The sequence below is a fragment of the Amycolatopsis keratiniphila subsp. keratiniphila genome, from assembly GCF_001620365.2.
GTDB lineage: Bacteria > Actinomycetota > Actinomycetes > Mycobacteriales > Pseudonocardiaceae > Amycolatopsis > Amycolatopsis keratiniphila.
In genome coordinates this window covers 149,499-166,237 of record NZ_LQMT02000005.1, presented here as the reverse complement: position 1 = coordinate 166,237, position 16,739 = coordinate 149,499, and the positions used below count along the sequence as shown (strand labels likewise).

Annotated in this window: 17 protein-coding genes; 3 read left to right on the top strand and 14 right to left on the bottom strand. The window is 69.2% G+C overall.

The genetic code is table 11. From position 1 onward, the window contains the following. Window positions 1-2 precede the first annotated feature (2 nt). The 10 genes from wag31 to AVR91_RS02765 all read right to left on the bottom strand — a co-directional run bounded on the left by wag31 (window position 3) and on the right by AVR91_RS02765 (window position 8,451). Window positions 3-863, bottom strand: a complete 861-nt coding sequence (wag31, locus tag AVR91_RS02810) for a DivIVA-like cell division protein Wag31 (protein WP_063270983.1) — start codon at window positions 861-863, stop codon at window positions 3-5. 54 nt (window positions 864-917) lie between these two features. Beyond that, window positions 918-1,193 (bottom strand): YggT family protein, encoded by a 276-nt coding sequence (locus tag AVR91_RS02805; protein ID WP_005155180.1) that lies wholly within the window; start codon window positions 1,191-1,193, stop codon window positions 918-920. Between the two features lie 114 nt (window positions 1,194-1,307). After that, on the bottom strand, window positions 1,308-1,907 hold the full coding sequence (locus tag AVR91_RS02800; protein ID WP_016335930.1) for a cell division protein SepF: 600 nt from the start codon (window positions 1,905-1,907) through the stop codon (window positions 1,308-1,310). An 81-nt stretch (window positions 1,908-1,988) separates the two neighbouring features. Beyond that, the gene (locus tag AVR91_RS02795; RefSeq protein ID WP_063270982.1) at window positions 1,989-2,720 is read right to left on the bottom strand and encodes a YggS family pyridoxal phosphate-dependent enzyme; all 732 of its coding nucleotides are present in this window, start codon (window positions 2,718-2,720) and stop codon (window positions 1,989-1,991) included. Further along, complete coding sequence (gene pgeF / locus AVR91_RS02790; protein WP_063270981.1) at window positions 2,717-3,424, bottom strand: peptidoglycan editing factor PgeF; 708 nt, start codon at window positions 3,422-3,424, stop codon at window positions 2,717-2,719. Before pgeF ends, AVR91_RS02795 begins: the two co-directional genes overlap by 4 nt. A gap of 74 nt (window positions 3,425-3,498) precedes the next feature. Then, window positions 3,499-4,821 (bottom strand): cell division protein FtsZ, encoded by a 1,323-nt coding sequence (gene ftsZ, locus AVR91_RS02785; protein WP_063270980.1) that lies wholly within the window; start codon window positions 4,819-4,821, stop codon window positions 3,499-3,501. A gap of 250 nt (window positions 4,822-5,071) precedes the next feature. Further along, window positions 5,072-5,842, bottom strand: a complete 771-nt coding sequence (locus AVR91_RS02780; RefSeq protein WP_063270979.1) for an anti-sigma factor — start codon at window positions 5,840-5,842, stop codon at window positions 5,072-5,074. Further along, complete coding sequence (gene sigK / locus AVR91_RS02775; protein WP_063270978.1) at window positions 5,839-6,447, bottom strand: ECF RNA polymerase sigma factor SigK; 609 nt, start codon at window positions 6,445-6,447, stop codon at window positions 5,839-5,841. Before sigK ends, AVR91_RS02780 begins: the two co-directional genes overlap by 4 nt. Further along, window positions 6,440-7,180, bottom strand: coding sequence for a DUF1365 domain-containing protein (locus tag AVR91_RS02770; RefSeq protein WP_063270977.1), 741 nt, complete (start codon window positions 7,178-7,180; stop codon window positions 6,440-6,442). The genes sigK and AVR91_RS02770 overlap by 8 nt, the downstream gene beginning before the upstream one ends. Beyond that, window positions 7,174-8,451, bottom strand: coding sequence for an NAD(P)/FAD-dependent oxidoreductase (locus AVR91_RS02765; RefSeq protein WP_063270976.1), 1,278 nt, complete (start codon window positions 8,449-8,451; stop codon window positions 7,174-7,176). Before AVR91_RS02765 ends, AVR91_RS02770 begins: the two co-directional genes overlap by 7 nt. A gap of 87 nt (window positions 8,452-8,538) precedes the next feature. On the opposite strand from AVR91_RS02765, the gene AVR91_RS02760 reads away from it, so the two are divergent. Both AVR91_RS02760 and AVR91_RS02755 read left to right on the top strand, forming a co-directional pair. Continuing rightward, window positions 8,539-9,810, top strand: coding sequence for an SAM-dependent methyltransferase (locus AVR91_RS02760; RefSeq protein ID WP_063270975.1), 1,272 nt, complete (start codon window positions 8,539-8,541; stop codon window positions 9,808-9,810). Beyond that, window positions 9,810-10,595, top strand: coding sequence for a DUF1295 domain-containing protein (locus AVR91_RS02755; protein ID WP_063270988.1), 786 nt, complete (start codon window positions 9,810-9,812; stop codon window positions 10,593-10,595). The genes AVR91_RS02760 and AVR91_RS02755 overlap by 1 nt, the downstream gene beginning before the upstream one ends. Here the strand turns inward: AVR91_RS02755 and AVR91_RS02750 are convergent. Further along, on the bottom strand, window positions 10,582-11,091 hold the full coding sequence (locus tag AVR91_RS02750; RefSeq protein ID WP_063270974.1) for a DinB family protein: 510 nt from the start codon (window positions 11,089-11,091) through the stop codon (window positions 10,582-10,584). The two genes, AVR91_RS02755 and AVR91_RS02750, sit on opposite strands and share 14 nt — an antisense overlap. A 221-nt stretch (window positions 11,092-11,312) precedes the next feature. On the opposite strand from AVR91_RS02750, the gene AVR91_RS02745 reads away from it, so the two are divergent. Continuing rightward, window positions 11,313-12,617 (top strand): wax ester/triacylglycerol synthase family O-acyltransferase, encoded by a 1,305-nt coding sequence (locus tag AVR91_RS02745; RefSeq protein ID WP_211282616.1) that lies wholly within the window; start codon window positions 11,313-11,315, stop codon window positions 12,615-12,617. 75 nt (window positions 12,618-12,692) lie between these two features. Here the strand turns inward: AVR91_RS02745 and AVR91_RS02740 are convergent, their stop codons facing one another. From AVR91_RS02740 to AVR91_RS02730, 3 genes are all read right to left on the bottom strand, one after another. Continuing rightward, window positions 12,693-14,084, bottom strand: a complete 1,392-nt coding sequence (locus AVR91_RS02740; protein ID WP_063270987.1) for a class II 3-deoxy-7-phosphoheptulonate synthase — start codon at window positions 14,082-14,084, stop codon at window positions 12,693-12,695. 80 nt (window positions 14,085-14,164) lie between these two features. Beyond that, the gene (locus AVR91_RS02735) at window positions 14,165-15,097 is read right to left on the bottom strand and encodes a trypsin-like serine peptidase (protein WP_063270972.1); all 933 of its coding nucleotides are present in this window, start codon (window positions 15,095-15,097) and stop codon (window positions 14,165-14,167) included. Window positions 15,098-15,225: 128 nt separating this feature from the next. Continuing rightward, window positions 15,226-16,617 (bottom strand): alpha/beta hydrolase, encoded by a 1,392-nt coding sequence (locus tag AVR91_RS02730; protein WP_063270971.1) that lies wholly within the window; start codon window positions 16,615-16,617, stop codon window positions 15,226-15,228. Between the last annotated feature and the right edge of the window lie 122 nt (window positions 16,618-16,739).

The following is a 16,739-nucleotide window of genomic DNA, read 5'->3' as shown; positions in this document are numbered from 1 at the left end:
AATCAGCCCGCTTCAGCCCGCGGGCCGAACGAGTAGCCCTGTCCGCCACCGGAGGACGACGACTGCCCCGAGCTCGACGAGGACGCCGAAGCGGGAGCGGCCGAACCACGGTCGTCGAGCTCACGCAGCTGGGACTCGAGGAACCCGCGCAGCCTCGTGCGGTACTCCCGCTCGATCGTGCGCAGCTCTTCGATCTTCTTGCCCAGCGAGCCCTTCTCCGCGTTCATGTTGTTCATGGTCTCGGTGTACTTGCGCTGAGCCTCGCGCTCCATGGTCGTCGCCTTGTCGCGCGCCTGGCGCTCCAAGGTCTCGGCACGGGTCCGCGCGTCGTTCAGCATCGTCTCGGCACGCGTGCGTGCCTCGTTCACCATCGAGTCCGACTTGGACCGCGCGTCCGACAGCAGCTGCTCGGACTTGGTCCGGGCTTCGGCGAGCATGCCGTCCGACTCGGTCTTGGCCTCGGCGGTGAGCCGGTCGGCCATTTCCTGGGCCAGCCCGAGCACCTTCGCGGCCTGGACGTTGGGCTCCCCGTTGTCCGGCACCATCGAGTGGGCCTGGGTCTGCTCCATCGCCGACTGCGGCGGCGGCACCGGCGCCAGGCGGCGCGACGGCTCGTCGCGTACCTGCGGCGGCGGGCCGACGGCGCCGGCCTTGGCGTTCTCAAGCTCACCACGGGTGGTCTCGAGCTCGTTGTCGAGCTGTTCGACCTGCTGCCGCAGCTCGTTGTTGTCCTCGATCAACCGGGCAAGCTCGGTCTCCACCAGGTCGAGGAACGCGTCCACCTCGTCCTCGTTGTAGCCCCTTTTGCCAATGGGCGGCTTGCTGAACGCGACGTTATGCACGTCAGCGGGGGTCAACGACATCAGATCACCTCACGCACTCCATGGCCTGCAGGTCCACCGGGGCTTCCCCGAAAATCACCCTGGCGTTGCCAGCTGCATCGCGAAGAACACAACCAACAGCAGCACCATAATCGATAAGTCCAGTCCGACGCCGCCGATTCGTACGGTCGGGATGATTCGTCTGAACAGACGAACCGGTGGGTCGGTCACTGTGTAGATGGTCTCGAGCGTTACCGCAACCCCTCCGGCAGGACGCCACTCGCGAGCGAAAGCACGCACGAGCTCGACGACGATCCGTGCCGTCAGCAGGAGCCAGAAGGCGAACAGCACGTACCAGACGACCAGCAACACAGCATTCACGTAACCACTCTGCCATGCCTCGCGTCAAAAGACGCAGCTGACGGGCCGCGGATGCCGATGAGTCGACAAAATCACATCCGGCTGCGCTCAGCGGTCACCGGGTGATCAGCCGCGCAGGAATAATCCGCCTTCGGCGATCCGCCGACGGTCCTCCGCGGTGACATCCACATCGGGCGGTGAGAGAAGGAACACCTTGTTGGTGACCTTGTCCATCGAGCCGCGCAACGCGAAAGCGAGCCCCGCGGCGAAGTCGACGAGACGCTTCGCGTCCGCGTTCTCCATCTCCGTGAGGTTCATGATCACCGGGATGCCCTCCCGGTAGTGCTCCCCGATCGCGCGCGCTTCCGCGTAGCTCGTCGGGTGCAGCGTCGTGATCCGGCTCAACGGGTCACGCACCGCCGGACGCACCGGCTCGGTGACCGGCCGCAGCCGCGCGACCGGCTCCGGCTGACGGTCCATCGCCAGCGCTCCGTGGACGGCCGGCTCCGGACTGGCCACGGAGCGTGACCGAGGCCGGGGTGCGGGCTCGTCGTAAGTGTCAACTTCGTCCCGGTAACGTCCACCCCGTGACCGGGCCGGCGGCTCGTCGTCGTAGTCGTACTCGTCGTCGGCGTAGCCTCGCCGGTAGTCATCCTCGACGTCATAGCCGTCTTCGTCCGCGGGCACCATCCCGAAGTAGGCCTTCAGCTTCTGCAGCGCGCTCATGCCTCTCCCTAGCCTTAGCCGCGTCCCGCACGTACTCCCCCGCCCTCGCCGCCACTCCCCGTAACGACGGGACGGTATTCCCTAAGGCGAGGCTAAACCGCGTCCACCGAGCAACGCGGTTCCGACACGCACACAGGTCGACCCGTGCGCGATCGCCTGCTCGAGATCATTGCTCATTCCGGCGGAGATCTCACGGGCATTTGGGTGTTCTTCCCGTAGACGCTCCGACGCTCGGGCGAGTTTCCCGAACGCCTCCGCGGGATCAGTACCCAGCGGCGCGACCGCCATAAGCCCCCGGAGGCGAATATCACCCACATGGGCTATCCGCTCCGCCAAATGGCTCACTTCGCTCAACCGAATGCCCCCGCGCTTCGGATCGTCATCGAGACTTACTTGAATGAGGACGTCCAGCGGGTGCTCGCGTTGCCCTGATTCGAGGGCGGACTTGGTCGCCTTCGCGAGTGCTTCGGCCAGCCGTTCGGAGTCGACGGACTGGACCTCGTCGGCCCAGCGCACGACCGATTTGGCCTTGTTCCGCTGCAGGCTGCCGACCATATGCCAGCGGATCCGGGCGTCCGGCCGCAGACCGGCGACCTCTTCGGCCTTCGCGCCCGCTTCCTGATCGCGGTTCTCGGCGAGGTCGAGCGCGCCGAGGTCGGCGAGCAGCGCGGCGTCGAGCGCAGGGAAGGTCTTGGTGACCGCGAGCAGCTTGACCTCGTCGCGGGCCCGGCCTGCGGACTTGCACGCGGCCGCGATCCGCTCTTCCACTTCGGCGAGGGAGGCGGCGAGTTCCCCCTTGCGGGCGTCACTCACGACGCGTCCAGCCACGTGATTCCGGCGATCCGGCCCGTGGTGCCGTCGCGACGGAAGCTGAAGAGGGTCTTGTCTTCGTTGGTGCAGCGTGGATCCACACCGATCTTGCCGACGCCGAGGTCGGCCAGTTGCCGCCAGAGTCCGGCCCGCAGGTCGAGCCCCGGCGTGCCCTTGCGGGTTTTACAGGCGCTGCCCGGGACGTGCTTTTCGACGTCGGCGGCCATGTCGGCGGGGACTTCGTAGCAGTCGCCGCAGATCGCGGGACCGAGCAGCGCTTCGGTCCTGGCCGGTTGGGCGCCGAGCGAACGCATCGCCTCGACCGCGGCGGGGACGACGCCGACCCTGGCGCCGACGCGGCCCGCGTGGACGGCGGCGACGACACCGGCTTCGGCGTCGGCCAGCAGAAGAGGTACGCAGTCGGCGACGAGCACCACGAGCGCGAGGCCGGGCTCGGCCGTCACGAGCGCGTCGGTCGCTTCGGCGGCGGAGGCCTCCGAACCGTCCACGATGGTCGCGGTCCGCCCGTGGACCTGCTCCATCCACGCCAGCCTGTCCTCGGCGAGGCCGAGTTCGGTGGCGAGGCGCTTGCGGTTGGCGTAGACGTCGCCCGCGTCGTCGCCGACGTGATCACCGAGGTTGAAGGTGTCGTAAGGCGCGCGGGAAGCCCCGCCCGCCCTTGTCGTGACGACCCGCCGTACCCGCACGCTTTTCCTCCTAGACCTGAGTGAAGGCCCCCTCGACTGTAGTCAAGGAGGCCTTCACGGAACGTACTGGCGAACTACCGGCGCATGAACGGCGGCACGTCGACCTCGTCGTCCGACGGGTCGTCGTGCACCGGGGTGGCGCGGCCGGGCAGGCTGCCGTGGTTCGTGTTCGACCCGATCGGCGAGTAGCCGCGCGAACCGCCGCCGGGCTGCGGGAGCCCGCCGCTCAGCGAACCGTTGCCCTCGTTGCGGGCGGACGGCATCGGCGTGTGCGTGCGCGGCGGCGCGACCGGGTAACCGTTCGACCCGGTCGACGGAACCGGCGTTGCGCCCGAGGGCGGGCTCTGCACCGGAGTCGCCCCACCGGTGTTGACCTGGCCGGCCTGCGCGGACGCGGTCGAGTTCGTGCGGGAGCCGAACGCGGGCGGGTCGAGCTTCTTGTGGGTCGGGGTACCGGCGTCGAACCCGGCCGCGATCACGGTGACCCGGACCTCGTCGCCGAGCGAGTCGTCGATGATCGTCCCGAAGATGATGTTGGCGTCCGGGTGCGCGGACTCCTGCACCAGCGACGCGGCTTCGTTGATCTCGAACAGGCCGAGGTCCGACCCGCCCGCGATCGACAGCAGCGCGCCGTGCGCCCCGTCCATCGACGCTTCCAGCAGCGGCGAGTTGATCGCCTTCTCCGCCGCCTGGATCGCCCGGCCCTCGCCGCGCGCCGAGCCGATGCCCATCAGCGCGGAACCCGCGCCGGACATGACGCTCTTGACGTCGGCGAAGTCCAGGTTGATCAGACCCGGCGTGGTGATCAGGTCGGTGATGCCCTGGACACCCGAAAGCAGCACCTCGTCCGCCGAGCGGAAGGCGTCCATCAGCGAGACGCCGATGTCGCCCAGCTGCAGCAGCCGGTCGTTCGGGATCACGATGAGCGTGTCGCATTCGTTGCGCAGCTGCTGGATACCCTCTTCGGCCTGCTTGCTGCGGCGCTTGCCCTCGAAGGTGAACGGGCGGGTGACGACGCCGATGGTCAGCGCGCCGAGCTTGCGGGCGATCTGGGCGACGACCGGCGCGCCACCGGTGCCGGTGCCACCGCCCTCGCCCGCGGTCACGAACACCATGTCGGCGCCCTTGATGACCTCTTCGATCTCTTCGCGGTGGTCCTCGGCGGCCTTCTGCCCCACCTCGGGGGCGGCGCCGGCACCGAGGCCGCGGGTCAGTTCCCGGCCGATGTCGAGCTTGACGTCGGCGTCGGACATGAGCAGTGCCTGCGCGTCGGTGTTCACCGCGATGAACTCGACGCCCTTGAGGCCGACCTCGATCATGCGGTTCACGGCGTTCACGCCGCCGCCGCCGATACCGACGACCTTGATCACCGCAAGGTAGTTGTGCGGGGGCGTCATCGGGGCCGCCTTCCTGATCGTGTGTGCCCGTGCTGCCCGCCGGTCGCTGAGCCTGTGCCGAACCCTCGAGCTGAAGTTCAGATTGAGAGTTATGTCAACTGCCGACGTTGAAGCAGGACGGTATGCACCAGGCTGGCTTGAATCCAGTAGCCACGCCGTGTGTCGCAAAGGTGTTTTGCCACAACATGTTCGCGGGCGCAAGAGCGAGACCCGGTCGCGGCGGCGAACGGCGGCCTGGTAAAGAGCAAGATCAGGTGGGCATGGACATGACCATGACGACGTCCTTCGACGGCGCCCCGGTCGGTGATCCGCCCGCCTGTTCGACGCTGAGCGCGAATTTCTCGGCCCCGGCGAGCCCGTCGGCGACCAGCAGCGCACCGTCCTGACCACCGGAAATGAGCCCGGCGGGTTTGGGCGCGGCACCCGGGAACATGAGCCAGGCCTGGTAGACCCGGCCCGGTTCGTTCGCCGGCAGCTGCGCCGCCATGAACACCAGCCGGTCCTTCGCGCGCGACATCATCACGGTGCCACCGCCGCCGGCCGAGGTCTCGGCGTGCCCGGTCCGGAGATCGGCGGCCGAAAGGACGTCGGCGACCGGGGCGTATCGCTCCGCGTACTGCGCCGCACGCTCCCGCGCGGCCGTCAGCTGCGAGTGGTTGTCGTAGGCGATCCCGCCGAACACGGCGGTGCCCGCGAGCCCGACGACGGCCGCCGCGACCGCGGCGATCGCCCAGCGCGGGGCGCGGCGCCGGTCCTTGACGCGCTCCCCCGCGCCGAAGCGTGTCTTCGGCGGCAGTTGCCTGGTCGCCATCGCCTCGGCGAGCACGCGGCGCTTGAGTTCGGGCGGCGGGTCCTCGGCCAGCGCGGCACCGAGCCGGGTCGCCGTCATCTGCAGTTCGAGGACCTCTTGCGCGCACGAAGCACACTCGGCGAGGTGCCGCTGGAACTGCGCTCGCTCCACTTCGGACAGCGCGTCGACGGCGTACGCGCCGGTGAGCGTGTGCATCTCGGGCATGGTCATGCCGTCACCCCCAAACAGTCCCGGAGCCTGATCAGGCCATCCCGGAGACGGGTCTTGATGGTCCCGTGCGGCGTCTGCAGCACCTCCGAGACCTCGCGATAGGTGTAGCCCTGGTAGTAGGCGAGCAGCACGGATTCCCGTTGCAGCTCGGTGAGGGTGGTCAGGCAGCGGCGTACCTGCGAACGCTCCCATCGGGCCGCGACTGCCTCGGCCACCTCGTCGAAGGGCCGCGCGCGGGCGGCCTCGAAGGTCGCCTTGACCTCGCGGTCCGAACTGGCGCGTGCCGAGCGGACGCGGTCGACCGCACGGCGGTGCGCGAGCGTCATGGCCCAGTTCAGCGCGCTCCCCCGCTCCGGGGAGTAGCGCGTGGCCGTGCGCCACAGCTCCACCATGACCTCTTGCGTGACCTCTTCGGACTGCGCGGTGTCACGGAGGATCCGCCGCACGAGGCCGAGGACCGGCCCGGCGAGCCGGTCGTACAAGGCGTCGAAGGCCCGCTCGTCGCCCTTCGCGACCCGGACGAGCAGGTCCTCGGCCGTCGGACCGGCCGGTTCGCCGTCACCGGGGACGGGCGCCATCCGGCGCGGGCGTGCCGATTCATCCATCAAGCCTGCCTCCGGCCGTCTGGGGCGTCCGCTGTGTCATCGGCGCCTTCTTCAACCACAGTTTGACCCCATGCCGCCGGATCAGCGCGGAGACCCGGTGCGGCATGAGCGGACGGGTGATCAGCATGTGCGCCAGCCACTTGGCGGTGGCGGGACGTCGCACGCCGCGCAACGACGCGACCAGCGGTGTCCGCCCGCCCTGGTGGAGGGCGATCTTGACCGCGAGCAGCGACTCCGGCCTGGGCACCGACATCCGGTACTCGCCGTCCATCGACTGGAACGGCGAGACGTAGAACTCCTTGTCCGCGAAGGCGTTCCCGTCCGCGTCGGGCCGAAGGAGGTACGCGTGCCTGCCCCCGTAGGTGTTGTGCACCTCGGCGACGACGCATTCGAGTTCGCCGTCGGGCCGGTGGCACCAGTACAGGGTGATCGGGTTGAAGTTGTGGCCGAGCATCCGCGCCCCGGCCAGCATCAGCACCCGGCCGCCGCGGAGGTCCACGCCACGCGCCGCGAGCCAGCGGTCCAATTTGGACCGGATGCTGGAGGTGTCGTCGGGCGCGAAGTGGTCTCGCGAGTCGAAGCGGGCGAAGGGGCGAAGCCACCACGGCAGCTTCGGCGGCACGTCGAGGTCGACGAACCACAGGTAGATCCGGTGGGCGAACGAGATCGGCGGATCCAGGCGCCGGACATGCGCCACCGTGGAGTCGTAGAGCACGGCCATGACGGTCACCATCGCACCCCGAAGTTCTCGGCCGCGCGGACACCGGACGCGCAGCCGTCCTCGTGGAAACCCCAACCGTGGTACGCGCCGGCGAAGGCGACCGTGGCGTCGTTCAGCTCGCCCAGCCGTCGCTGGGCTGCCACGGATTCCGGCGTGTAGACGGGGTGTTCGTAGGTCATCTTGGCGAGCACCGAACCGTCGGCCGGGCCGGTGCCCGGGTTGAGCGTGACGACGTAGCCCTTCGGCTCGTCGAGCCGCATCAAGCGGTTCATGTCGTAGGACACCTGCACAGCGCCGTGGTGGGCACCGCAGAACGGGGTCGCGTAGTTCCAGCCCGCCCGCGCCGATTCCGCCGTCGGGAGCACTCCGGTATCGGTGTGCAGCCACGCCTCGTTGCTGGAGTACCGGAAGGAGCCGAGGACGTCGCGCTCGGCCGCGGTCGGCGACGCGAGCAGCTTCAGCGCCTGGTCCGCGTGCGTGGCCACGACGACCTTGTCGAGCCGGTGCCGTGTGTCGGCGTCGTCGCGGACCTCGATCCCCCGCGCGGTGCGCTTGACCGAGCGGACCGGGGTCGACAGGTGCACCGCGGTCAGCTGTTTGGCCGCCCGCTCGACGTACTCGCGAGAGCCGCCGACGACGGTGCGCCACTTCGGGGACCCGCCGACCGAAAGCATCCCGTGGTTGCGGAGGAACTCGAACAGGTAGCGCGCGGGGTATTTGAGCGTGTCGGTCCGGTCGGCGGACCAGACGGTCGAAACGACCGGGAGCATGAAGTGGTCGACGAAGTACTTCGTGTACCCGCCGATCGCGAGGAACGCGCCGAGGGTGACGTCCCCGGCCTCGGGCGCTTCGAGGACGCGCTTCGCGTGCCGATGGAAGCGCTTGACGTCGGCGAGCATCCGCAGGTAGCGGCCCCGTGCGACGTTGCGCGGCTGCGCGAACAGGCCCTTCAAGCCCTTCGCGCCGGCGTACTGGAGCCCGCAGCCGTCGCAGCGGATGCTCATCGACATCTCGGTGTCGCGGGTGGCGACGCCCAGTTCGGCGAACAGGCGGAGCAGGTTCGGATAGGTACGCTCGTTGTGCACGATGAAGCCGGAGTCGACGCCGACGGTGCCGCCGTGCGCGCTCGGGACGTCGTGGGTGTGCGCGTGCCCGCCCAGCCTGTCGTCGGCTTCGAACAGCAGTACCTCGTAGCGGCGTTGCAGGAGATAGGCGGCGGTGAGGCCCGCCACGCCGCTGCCGATGACCCCGATGCGTTGACTCTTGGTGTGCACGTGAAGCATTCGGAGCCGGCTCGGGCGGGGATTGGATCTCGTGAACCGGCTCGGCATCCGACCCATCCCTTTCCGGTCCGGGAGCGAATGACGACTATGCCGAACAGTCCCGTGTCCCGCCTAGCCCCGTTCGTCGAGCGGCTCCTCGGTGGTGCCCTTCCGGTCGGTCTGCGTACCTGGGATGGCGTACGCGCCGGTCCGCCGGATGCCCCGACCGTGGTGCTCCGCAACCGGCGGGCCCTGCGCCGTCTCCTCTACGCCCCCGGCGAATTGGGCCTGGCCAGGGCGTACGTCTCGGGTGATCTCGACGTCGAAGGCGACCTCGCCGACGGATTCCGCCGGATCTGGGCGCTGACCCGTTCGGGCGCCGTGCGCGGCGCGGGGCTCGGCCCGCGCGACTGGGCCGAGGCGCTGCGGCTCGCGGTGAGCCTCGGTGTCGTCGGGCCGCCGCCCAAGCCGCCCGCCGAGGAGGCCAGGCTGTCCGGGAAGCTGCACACCCTGCTCCGCGACAAGTCCGCGATCGCGCATCACTACGACCTCGGCAACGCCTTCTACCAGCTGTTGATGGACGAATCGATGGCCTACTCGTCGGCGTACTGGACGTCCGAGGAGGAGGGTTACGACCTCGCACAGGCCCAGTGGGACAAGCTCGAACTGATCTGCCGCAAGCTCGGCCTGCGCCCGGGGATGCGGCTGCTCGACGTCGGCTGTGGCTGGGGCTCGCTCCTCGTGCACGCGGCGAAACATCACGGCGTGACCGCCGTCGGGATCACACTGTCGGCGGAACAGCTGCAGCACGTCCGCGGCCGCCTCGTCCAGCACGATCTGGAGGATCGCGTCGAGGTCCGGCGGCAGGACTATCGCGAACTGCGCGACGAGCCCTTCGACGCGGTCGCGTCCATCGAGATGGGTGAGCACGTCGGCGAGGAGAACTACCCGGAGTACACGCGGACGCTGTACCGGATGCTCAAGCCCACCGGACGGCTGGTCCTGCAGCAGATGTCCCGCGGCGCGGTGGCGCCCGGCGGCGGCGCGTTCATCGAGCGCTACATCGCCCCCGACATGACGATGCGGCCGCTGAGCCGCACCCTCGGGCATCTGGAGACCGCCGGGTTCGAGATCCGCGACGTCCACGCGCTGCGAGAGCACTACGTGCGCACGGTCCGCGCCTGGGAAAGGACGCTCGAAGGCAACTGGGACGACGTCGTCGCGCTGATCGGTGAAACCGGTGCGCGGGTCTGGCGGCTGTATCTCGTCGGCGGTGCGCTCGCCTTCGAGGAGAACCGGATGGGCGTGGACCAGATCCTCGCGGTCCGTACTTCAGAAGAGGGCCTGAGCGCGCTGCCCGCCACCCGGGAGTGGTCCTGATGCCCCTCGGCGGGACCCTCGCGGTCACGGCGGGCACGACACTGCTGGCCTTCGTCGTCACCTTCGGCATCGCGCGGTGGCGGAAGCGGTACGACACCGTCGACACGCTGTGGGGGCCGGGCTTCGCGCTCGTCGCGCTGGTCGCGGCCCCGCTCGGGGACGGGCCGGTCGCGTTGCGCGTGGTCGCCGCGCTGCTGACCACGGTCTGGGGTGTGCGCCTCGGCGTCCACCTCCACCTGCGCAACCACAAGCTTCCCGAAGACCCGCGCTATGTGCGGATGGCCCAGAACGCCGGCCCGAATCCGGCGCTCAAGCTGTTCGTCCGCGTGTACCTCGTGCAGGCCGTGGTGCTCTGGTTCGTCTCGCTGCCCGTCCAGTTCGCGATGTACGGCGACACCTTCGGGGTGACGGCGTGGCTGGGCGTCGCCGTATGGCTGGTCGGCTTCGGGTTCGAAACGATCGGCGACGAGCAGTTGCGCCGCTTCAAGGCCGACCCCGGCAACAAGGGGAAGGTGCTCGACAGCGGGCTGTGGCGCTACACCCGGCATCCCAACTACTTCGGCGACGCGTGCGTGTGGTGGGGCCTGTACCTGCTGGCGTGTTCGAGCTGGGTGGGGGCGGCGACCGTGCTGTCGCCGGTCGCGATGACGTACACGCTGGCCAAGGGGACCGGAAAACCTTTGCTGGAGAAGGGTTTGCGGCGTTCGCGGCCGGGATACGCGACGTACGTCGAGCGGACCAGCGGGTTCTTCCCGCTGCCCCCTCGCCGCGTCACTCCCCGGTGAGACCGTCCGTCAGCTCGCGCAACAGGTCGAGGTGGCCGGCGTGCCTGCCGGTCTCCTCGATCATGTGCGCGACCACGAACCGGACGTTGACCTTGCGGTCGCCGCGGAAGGGGACCTCGTCGTCCAGCCCCATCGCTTCGACGATCTTGCGGCTCCGCTCGCACTCGGCCTCGTAGGCGGCGATCAGCTGGTCGATCGGGGTCTGCATGGCGACCCGGAACTCGGCGTCCGGATCGGCCTCCAGCGCCTCCTTCCAGACGTCCTCCTGTCCGTTGAGCACCACGTTGAACCAGTACTGCTCGACGAGGGTCAGATGCCCGAGCAGACCGGCGACGGTGGTCAGTTCGCTGGGGACGAGCGGCCGCCGGGCCTGCTCGTCGGTGAGGCCCGAGCACTTCCACACGACGGTGGCGCGGAGGAAGTCGAGGAAGCCGTTCAGCTGGGTGCGCTCGTCGCCGGTGAGCGGCGGTTCGGGACGCTTCGGTTCGTCGGTCATGGTCGTGCAGTCTGCCGGTTTCCTCGGATGATCCGCTAACGAGTTACCCCGGGACGCACTGTCCACCATCTGTCGCAGAGCGGTGGTCCATGTCCGAAGGTGATCCCATCGTTCGAGTGAAACCGGCGGTAGTTAGCGCCGAGGAAACATGACGACCACCCGCCCGTCATGTCAGGCTGGTGCAGTTGTGCCCATAGCCGGAGCACCGAGAAAGGTCACTGATGTCAGGCCTGCAGCTGAGCGCACTCGATGTCGCTTTCCTTTGCCTGGAAAGCGAAACGACGCCCATGCACATGGGGGCGGTGGTCACCTTCCGCCCGCACGGGCAGGTGCACGCGCGCGAGCTGACCACGCTGCTCGCCGAGCGGGCGGCGCGGCTCCCCAAGCTGCGTCAGCGTCCCCGCACCGCGCTGTTCCCGCCCGGTGCCGCTATCTGGGCCGAAGACCCGGATTTCGTTGCCAGTGAACATATTTCACATCACCACCTGAGCTCCCTGTACGAACCGGACCCGCTCTCCGCCTACGCGTCACGCTGGATGGGACGGCCGCTCGACACCGGAAAACCCTTGTGGGACTTGCATCTCGTCACCGGCCTGCCGGACGGCGAGTTCGCGTTGCTGCTGAAACTGCACCACGCCCTGACCGACGGGGCGGGCGCGTACGCCGTCGCCGTCGGCCTGCTCGACGAGCTCCCCCGCGCGCCGAGGCGTCCGCACAGCGGATCCGGGCCGCCCTCGCCTCGCTCCCCTGTGGACGCTGTCAAGGAAGCGGTCGGCTCGACGCTCACCCAGGCCGGGATCGCCTCCTCGGTCGTCCGCGCGACCCGTTCGCCGCTGTCCCCGATCAGCGCGCCGCCGTCGACCGAACGACGGCTCGGCCTCGTCCGGCTGGACACCGCCGAGATCCGGCGGATCCGCCGGGCCCACGGCGGGACCGCCAACGACGTCGTGCTGGCGATCCTCAGCGGCGCGCTGCGCGAATGGATGATCAACCGCGGCCAGCGCGCCGACGACCGGACACTGCGGGCGCTCATCCCGGTCAGCGTGCGCGGGCGCTCCGCCGAGCAGCTCGGCGGGAACAAGCTGTCCGGATATCTGTGCGACCTGCCGGTCGGCCTCGACGATCCGCGTGCGCGGTTGCTGGCCGTCCAACGCGAGATGAGCCGGAACAAGGCCGCGGGCCCGGCCCGGGGCGCGGGCGCCTTCCCGCTGCTCGCCGACCGGATGCCGCCGATGCTGCACCGGCTCGGTTCGAAGGCCGCCGGGCTGGCCGCGCCGCTGCTGTTCGATCTCGTGGTCACCACGGTGCCGGTGCCGCCCAACCGCCTCACCCTGGACGGGACGAGGGTTTCGGGCGTGTACCCGTTCGTGCCGCTGGCGCCGCGGCAGGCGATCGGGATCGCGGTGGCGACCTATCGCGACTCGGTCCACATCGGACTTCAGGCGAACGGGGCGGCGGTCTCGGACGTGGGTTCGCTGCGCGATGGGGTGCTCAAGTCCGCTTCGCGCCTGCTGGACACCGCCTAGCGAATGCAATGAACGGTCCGTTCCTTGCAAAATTTGCAAGGAACGGACCGTTCATAGCGCGCGTAAGGGGGCGGGTCAGCCGCGCAGCATCTCCGCGACCAGGAACGCCAGCTCCAGCGACTGCTGCGTGTTCAGCCGCGGGTCGCACGCGGTCTCGTACCGGCCCGAAAGGTCCAGATCCGAGATCTCCTGCGCGCCGCCGAGGCATTCGGTGACGTCCTCGCCGGTCAGCTCGACGTGGATGCCGCCCGGGTAGGTGCCGAGCTTGCGGTGCACCTCGAAGAAGCCCTGCACCTCGTCCACGATCCGGTCGAAGTGCCGGGTCTTGTAGCCGGTCGAAGACTCGTGCGTGTTGCCGTGCATCGGGTCGCACTGCCAGATGACCTTGTGCCCGGACGCCTCGACCTTCTCGACGATCGAGGGCAGCACCTCGCGGACCTTGCCGTTGCCCATCCGGGCGATCAGCGTCAGGCGGCCGGGCTCGTTGCGCGGGTCGAGCCGCCGGACGTATTCGACGGCCTGCTCGGGCGTGGTCGTCGGGCCGATCTTGAGACCGATCGGGTTGGCCAGCAGTTCGGCGAAGGCGATGTGCGCGCCGTCGAGCTGCCGCGTCCGCTCGCCCACCCAGAGGAAGTGCGAGGACAGGTTGTACAGCTTGGGGTTCGCCGCGTCCGCGCGGTCCATCCGCAGCATGGAGCGCTCGTAGTCCAGCAGCAGCGCCTCGTGGCTGGCGAAGATCTCGGTGGACTGGAGCGAGGTGTCGGTGACGCCGCAGGCCGACATGAACCGCAGGCCGCGGTCGATCTCCGAGGCCAGCGCCTCGTAGCGCTCGCTGGCGGGCGAGGACTTCACGAAGTCCTTGTTCCAGTCGTGCACCTGGTGCAGGTCCGCCATGCCGGCGCCGGTGAGCGCGCGGACGAGGTTCATCGCGGCGCCCGCGTTCGCGTAGGCGCGGATCATCCGGCCGGGGTCGGGCACGCGCAGTTCGGGCTTGGCGACGAGCGAGTTGATGATGTCGCCGCGGTACACCGGCAGGCCGAGCGCGTCGGTGGAGGCCGAACGCGGCTTCGCGTACTGGCCCGCGATCCGGCCGACCTTCACCACCGGCAGGCTCGCGCCGTAGGTGAGGACGACGGCCATCTGCAGCAGGGTGCGCAGGTTGGCGCGGATATGCGGCTCGGTGTTCGACTCGAACGTCTCCGCGCAGTCGCCGCCCTGCAGCAGGAACGCCTCGCCGCGGGCGACCATGGCGAGCCGGTCCGAAAGGCGGTCGATCTCGGCGGGGACGGTGATCGGCGGCACGCTCTCCAGCACGCCGCGGACGCGCTTCGTCAGCTCGGCGTCCGGCCACTCGGGCTGCTGGGCGGCGGGCCGGGAAAGCGCGTCGTCGAGCCGGTCACGCAGGCCGGGCGGCAGGGGTGGCAGTTCGGGGAGCGTGTCGACGGGAACGTCCACTGTCCAGTTCACGGGCACCAGGATATGCCGGACCGAAAGCCGCCCGCCCACCGGGACGAAAGTCCCAGAACGTGGACGGGCGGCGGAGGAGATCAGGCGGCCTGGGCCTTGTTGTAGAGGTTCTGCGCGTCCGTGCCGAAGTACGGGCCGAACATGTAGCCGGGCAGGAAGTTGTAGCCGAAGCTGTTCACCGAGGCCTGGATGCCCGCACCGGTCGCCTCGCTGAAGTTGAGGAACCACGGGCCGCCGCTCGAACCACCGGTCATGTTGCAGTTCATCCCGTGGTCCTTGGTGAGCAGGAAGTCGGTGAACGTGCTCCCGCTGCAGTAGATCAGCTTCGAGCCGTCGTACGGCGCCGCCGCCGGGTACCCGAACGTGTACATCGACTGGTTGCGCGCCTGGTTGAACGCGATCCCCTGCGCGCCGACGACGTCGGTCAGCTTCTGCCCGTTGAGCGGGTTCACGACGGCCGCGCCGATGTCGTAGTTCATGTCCTCGCTCGCTTCCCACTGCGGAGTGGTCAGCGTGCTCTTCGCGGCCCAGGTGCCGTAGGGCGTGTTGCCGTTGTTGTAGCCGGGAGCGAAGGTCCAGTTGGTGTGCCAGGCGCCCTGGTACTTCACGCAGTGCCCGGCGGTGATCACGACACTGCCGTTCGTGCTCGTGACCGCGTCACCGGAGCACGACGCGTTCCGCCCGCCCATGGTGAAGAACACCCGGCCCGCGGTCTGCACGACCTTGCCGGCGCCGGTCCACGCGCCCCCGCCGTTGGGGATGCTCTGGATGATCGTGCTCGTGCCCTTCGCGACATCCTTCGGGGTGAAGGCGGGCGCCTGGACCAGCTGTTCGATCGGCACCGCCGACCGCATCCGCTCCGGGGTCCAGTAGGCCGCGACCGCCTGCGCGTCGGTCGCTGCCTGACGCTGGACCGGCCCGGCATGGGCGGGACTCGCGACGGCGGTCAGCGCCGTCACCGCCAGCCCCACGAGTGCCGCCAGTATCCCCGTCCGGGAAGCCGTCCTCTTCATGGCGTACCACCTTTCGCCACCGGTGAATTGCCGTATGACTTGCACGACATTTCGAAAGTATTTGTCCTGCTACCAGGGGTACAAGCGGCCGTTCGGCCGCATCCGGGGTGACGTATGGGCCGTTCGGTCTAGCGGCAGTGCGCGTCGGCCGCCGGGAGGACACCGTCCCGCAGATACCGGATCACGAAGTCGTTTCCGCAGGCGTTGCCCATGGTGAAGACACCGTGCCCGCCGGCGTCCACGGTGACGAACTTCGCCCGCGCGCCCAGCGCCGACCGCATTTCGCGGGCGCCGACGAGCGGGGTCGCCGGGTCGCGGAGGTTCTGCAGCAGCAGGATGTTCGCCGGTCCGCGATCGTGGATCCGCACGGGTGGTTCGCGGCGCTCGACGGGCCAGAACGCGCACGGGGTGATGTTCGCGGCCGCGGGGCCGAACATCGGATGCGTCACGCGGGCGCGCTCGACCGCTTTTTGGTAGTAGCGAACGCTTTCCGGCCAGTCGGAGTCGTTGCAGAGCACCTGGAGCTGGAGCGCGGCGTGGTTGTCGGTGTCGAGCGGACCGCCTTGTGCCTGCGCTGCCGGAGCGACCCATCGCTCGGCGAGTCCGGGGAAGTTCGCGTCGTCGTACAGCGCTCCCCAGGTGTCCGTGCGGATTCCTGGGCGCTTTTCGGCCAGCTCGAAGAACTTCGCCGTCACCTCGGCCGGTGTCCGCCCGAGGTGGTAGACGTCGTCGCGCGCCGCCGCCCAAGCCGCGAAGTCGCCGAAGCGATCGTCGAAGCCGTCCGCGAAACGCTGATGCGCCCGGACGTCCAGTCCGTCGGGGCCGACCAGGCTGTCCAGCACGATCCTGTCCGTGCGCGCGGGGAACATAGACGCGTAGGCGGCACCGAGGTAGCTCCCGTACGAAACGCCGTAGTACGAGATCTTCCGCTCCCCCAGCGCCGCGCGGATCCGGTCCATATCGCGCGCGGTATTGGCGGTGGTCATGTGCGGCAGGAGATCCGCGGTCTTCGACCCGGCGCATTGCTTCGCCACCACGCGGGACTTCGCCGCCTTCTCAGCGACGTCGCGTGAGCCCTCCGCGTACGGGCCGACGAGGATGAACTTTTGCTCCTCGCTCAGGTCACAGGTCACCGGCGTGCTGTAGACGGTCCCGCGCGGGTCGAAACCGATCACGTCGTAACTGTCGAGCAGGCCGGACTGTCCCTGTCTCTGCGCGAGTTGCGCGGGCATCGCGAGGCCGGGGCTCCCTGGGCCACCCGGGTTCATCAGCAGCACGCCTCGCCGCTTCGGCGAATTGCTCGCCTTGCGGGAAATGGTGAGCTCGATGGTCCGGCCGCCGGGATCGGCGTAGTCCAGCGGCACCCGGAGTTTCGCGCATTCCAGGCCCTCGGTAGGCGAGGGCGTCACGCCGTAGTCCGGGCACGGCGACGTCCAGCGCAGTGCCGGAGCCGCCTCGGCGGTCGCCGGGATGGCCATGGTCAGTGGCAGGAAAGCCAGTATCGCCAACGTTTTTCTCATGCGGAAAGCGTGGCGTGACCGGCCATCCTACCGCGTCGGACCGGAGCCTGATCCGAACCCTCCACCTTCGGGAGGAGCCGTCCCCTGCCGTTCGTCGCCCCCAAATGTCAGGAAAGGGTCGT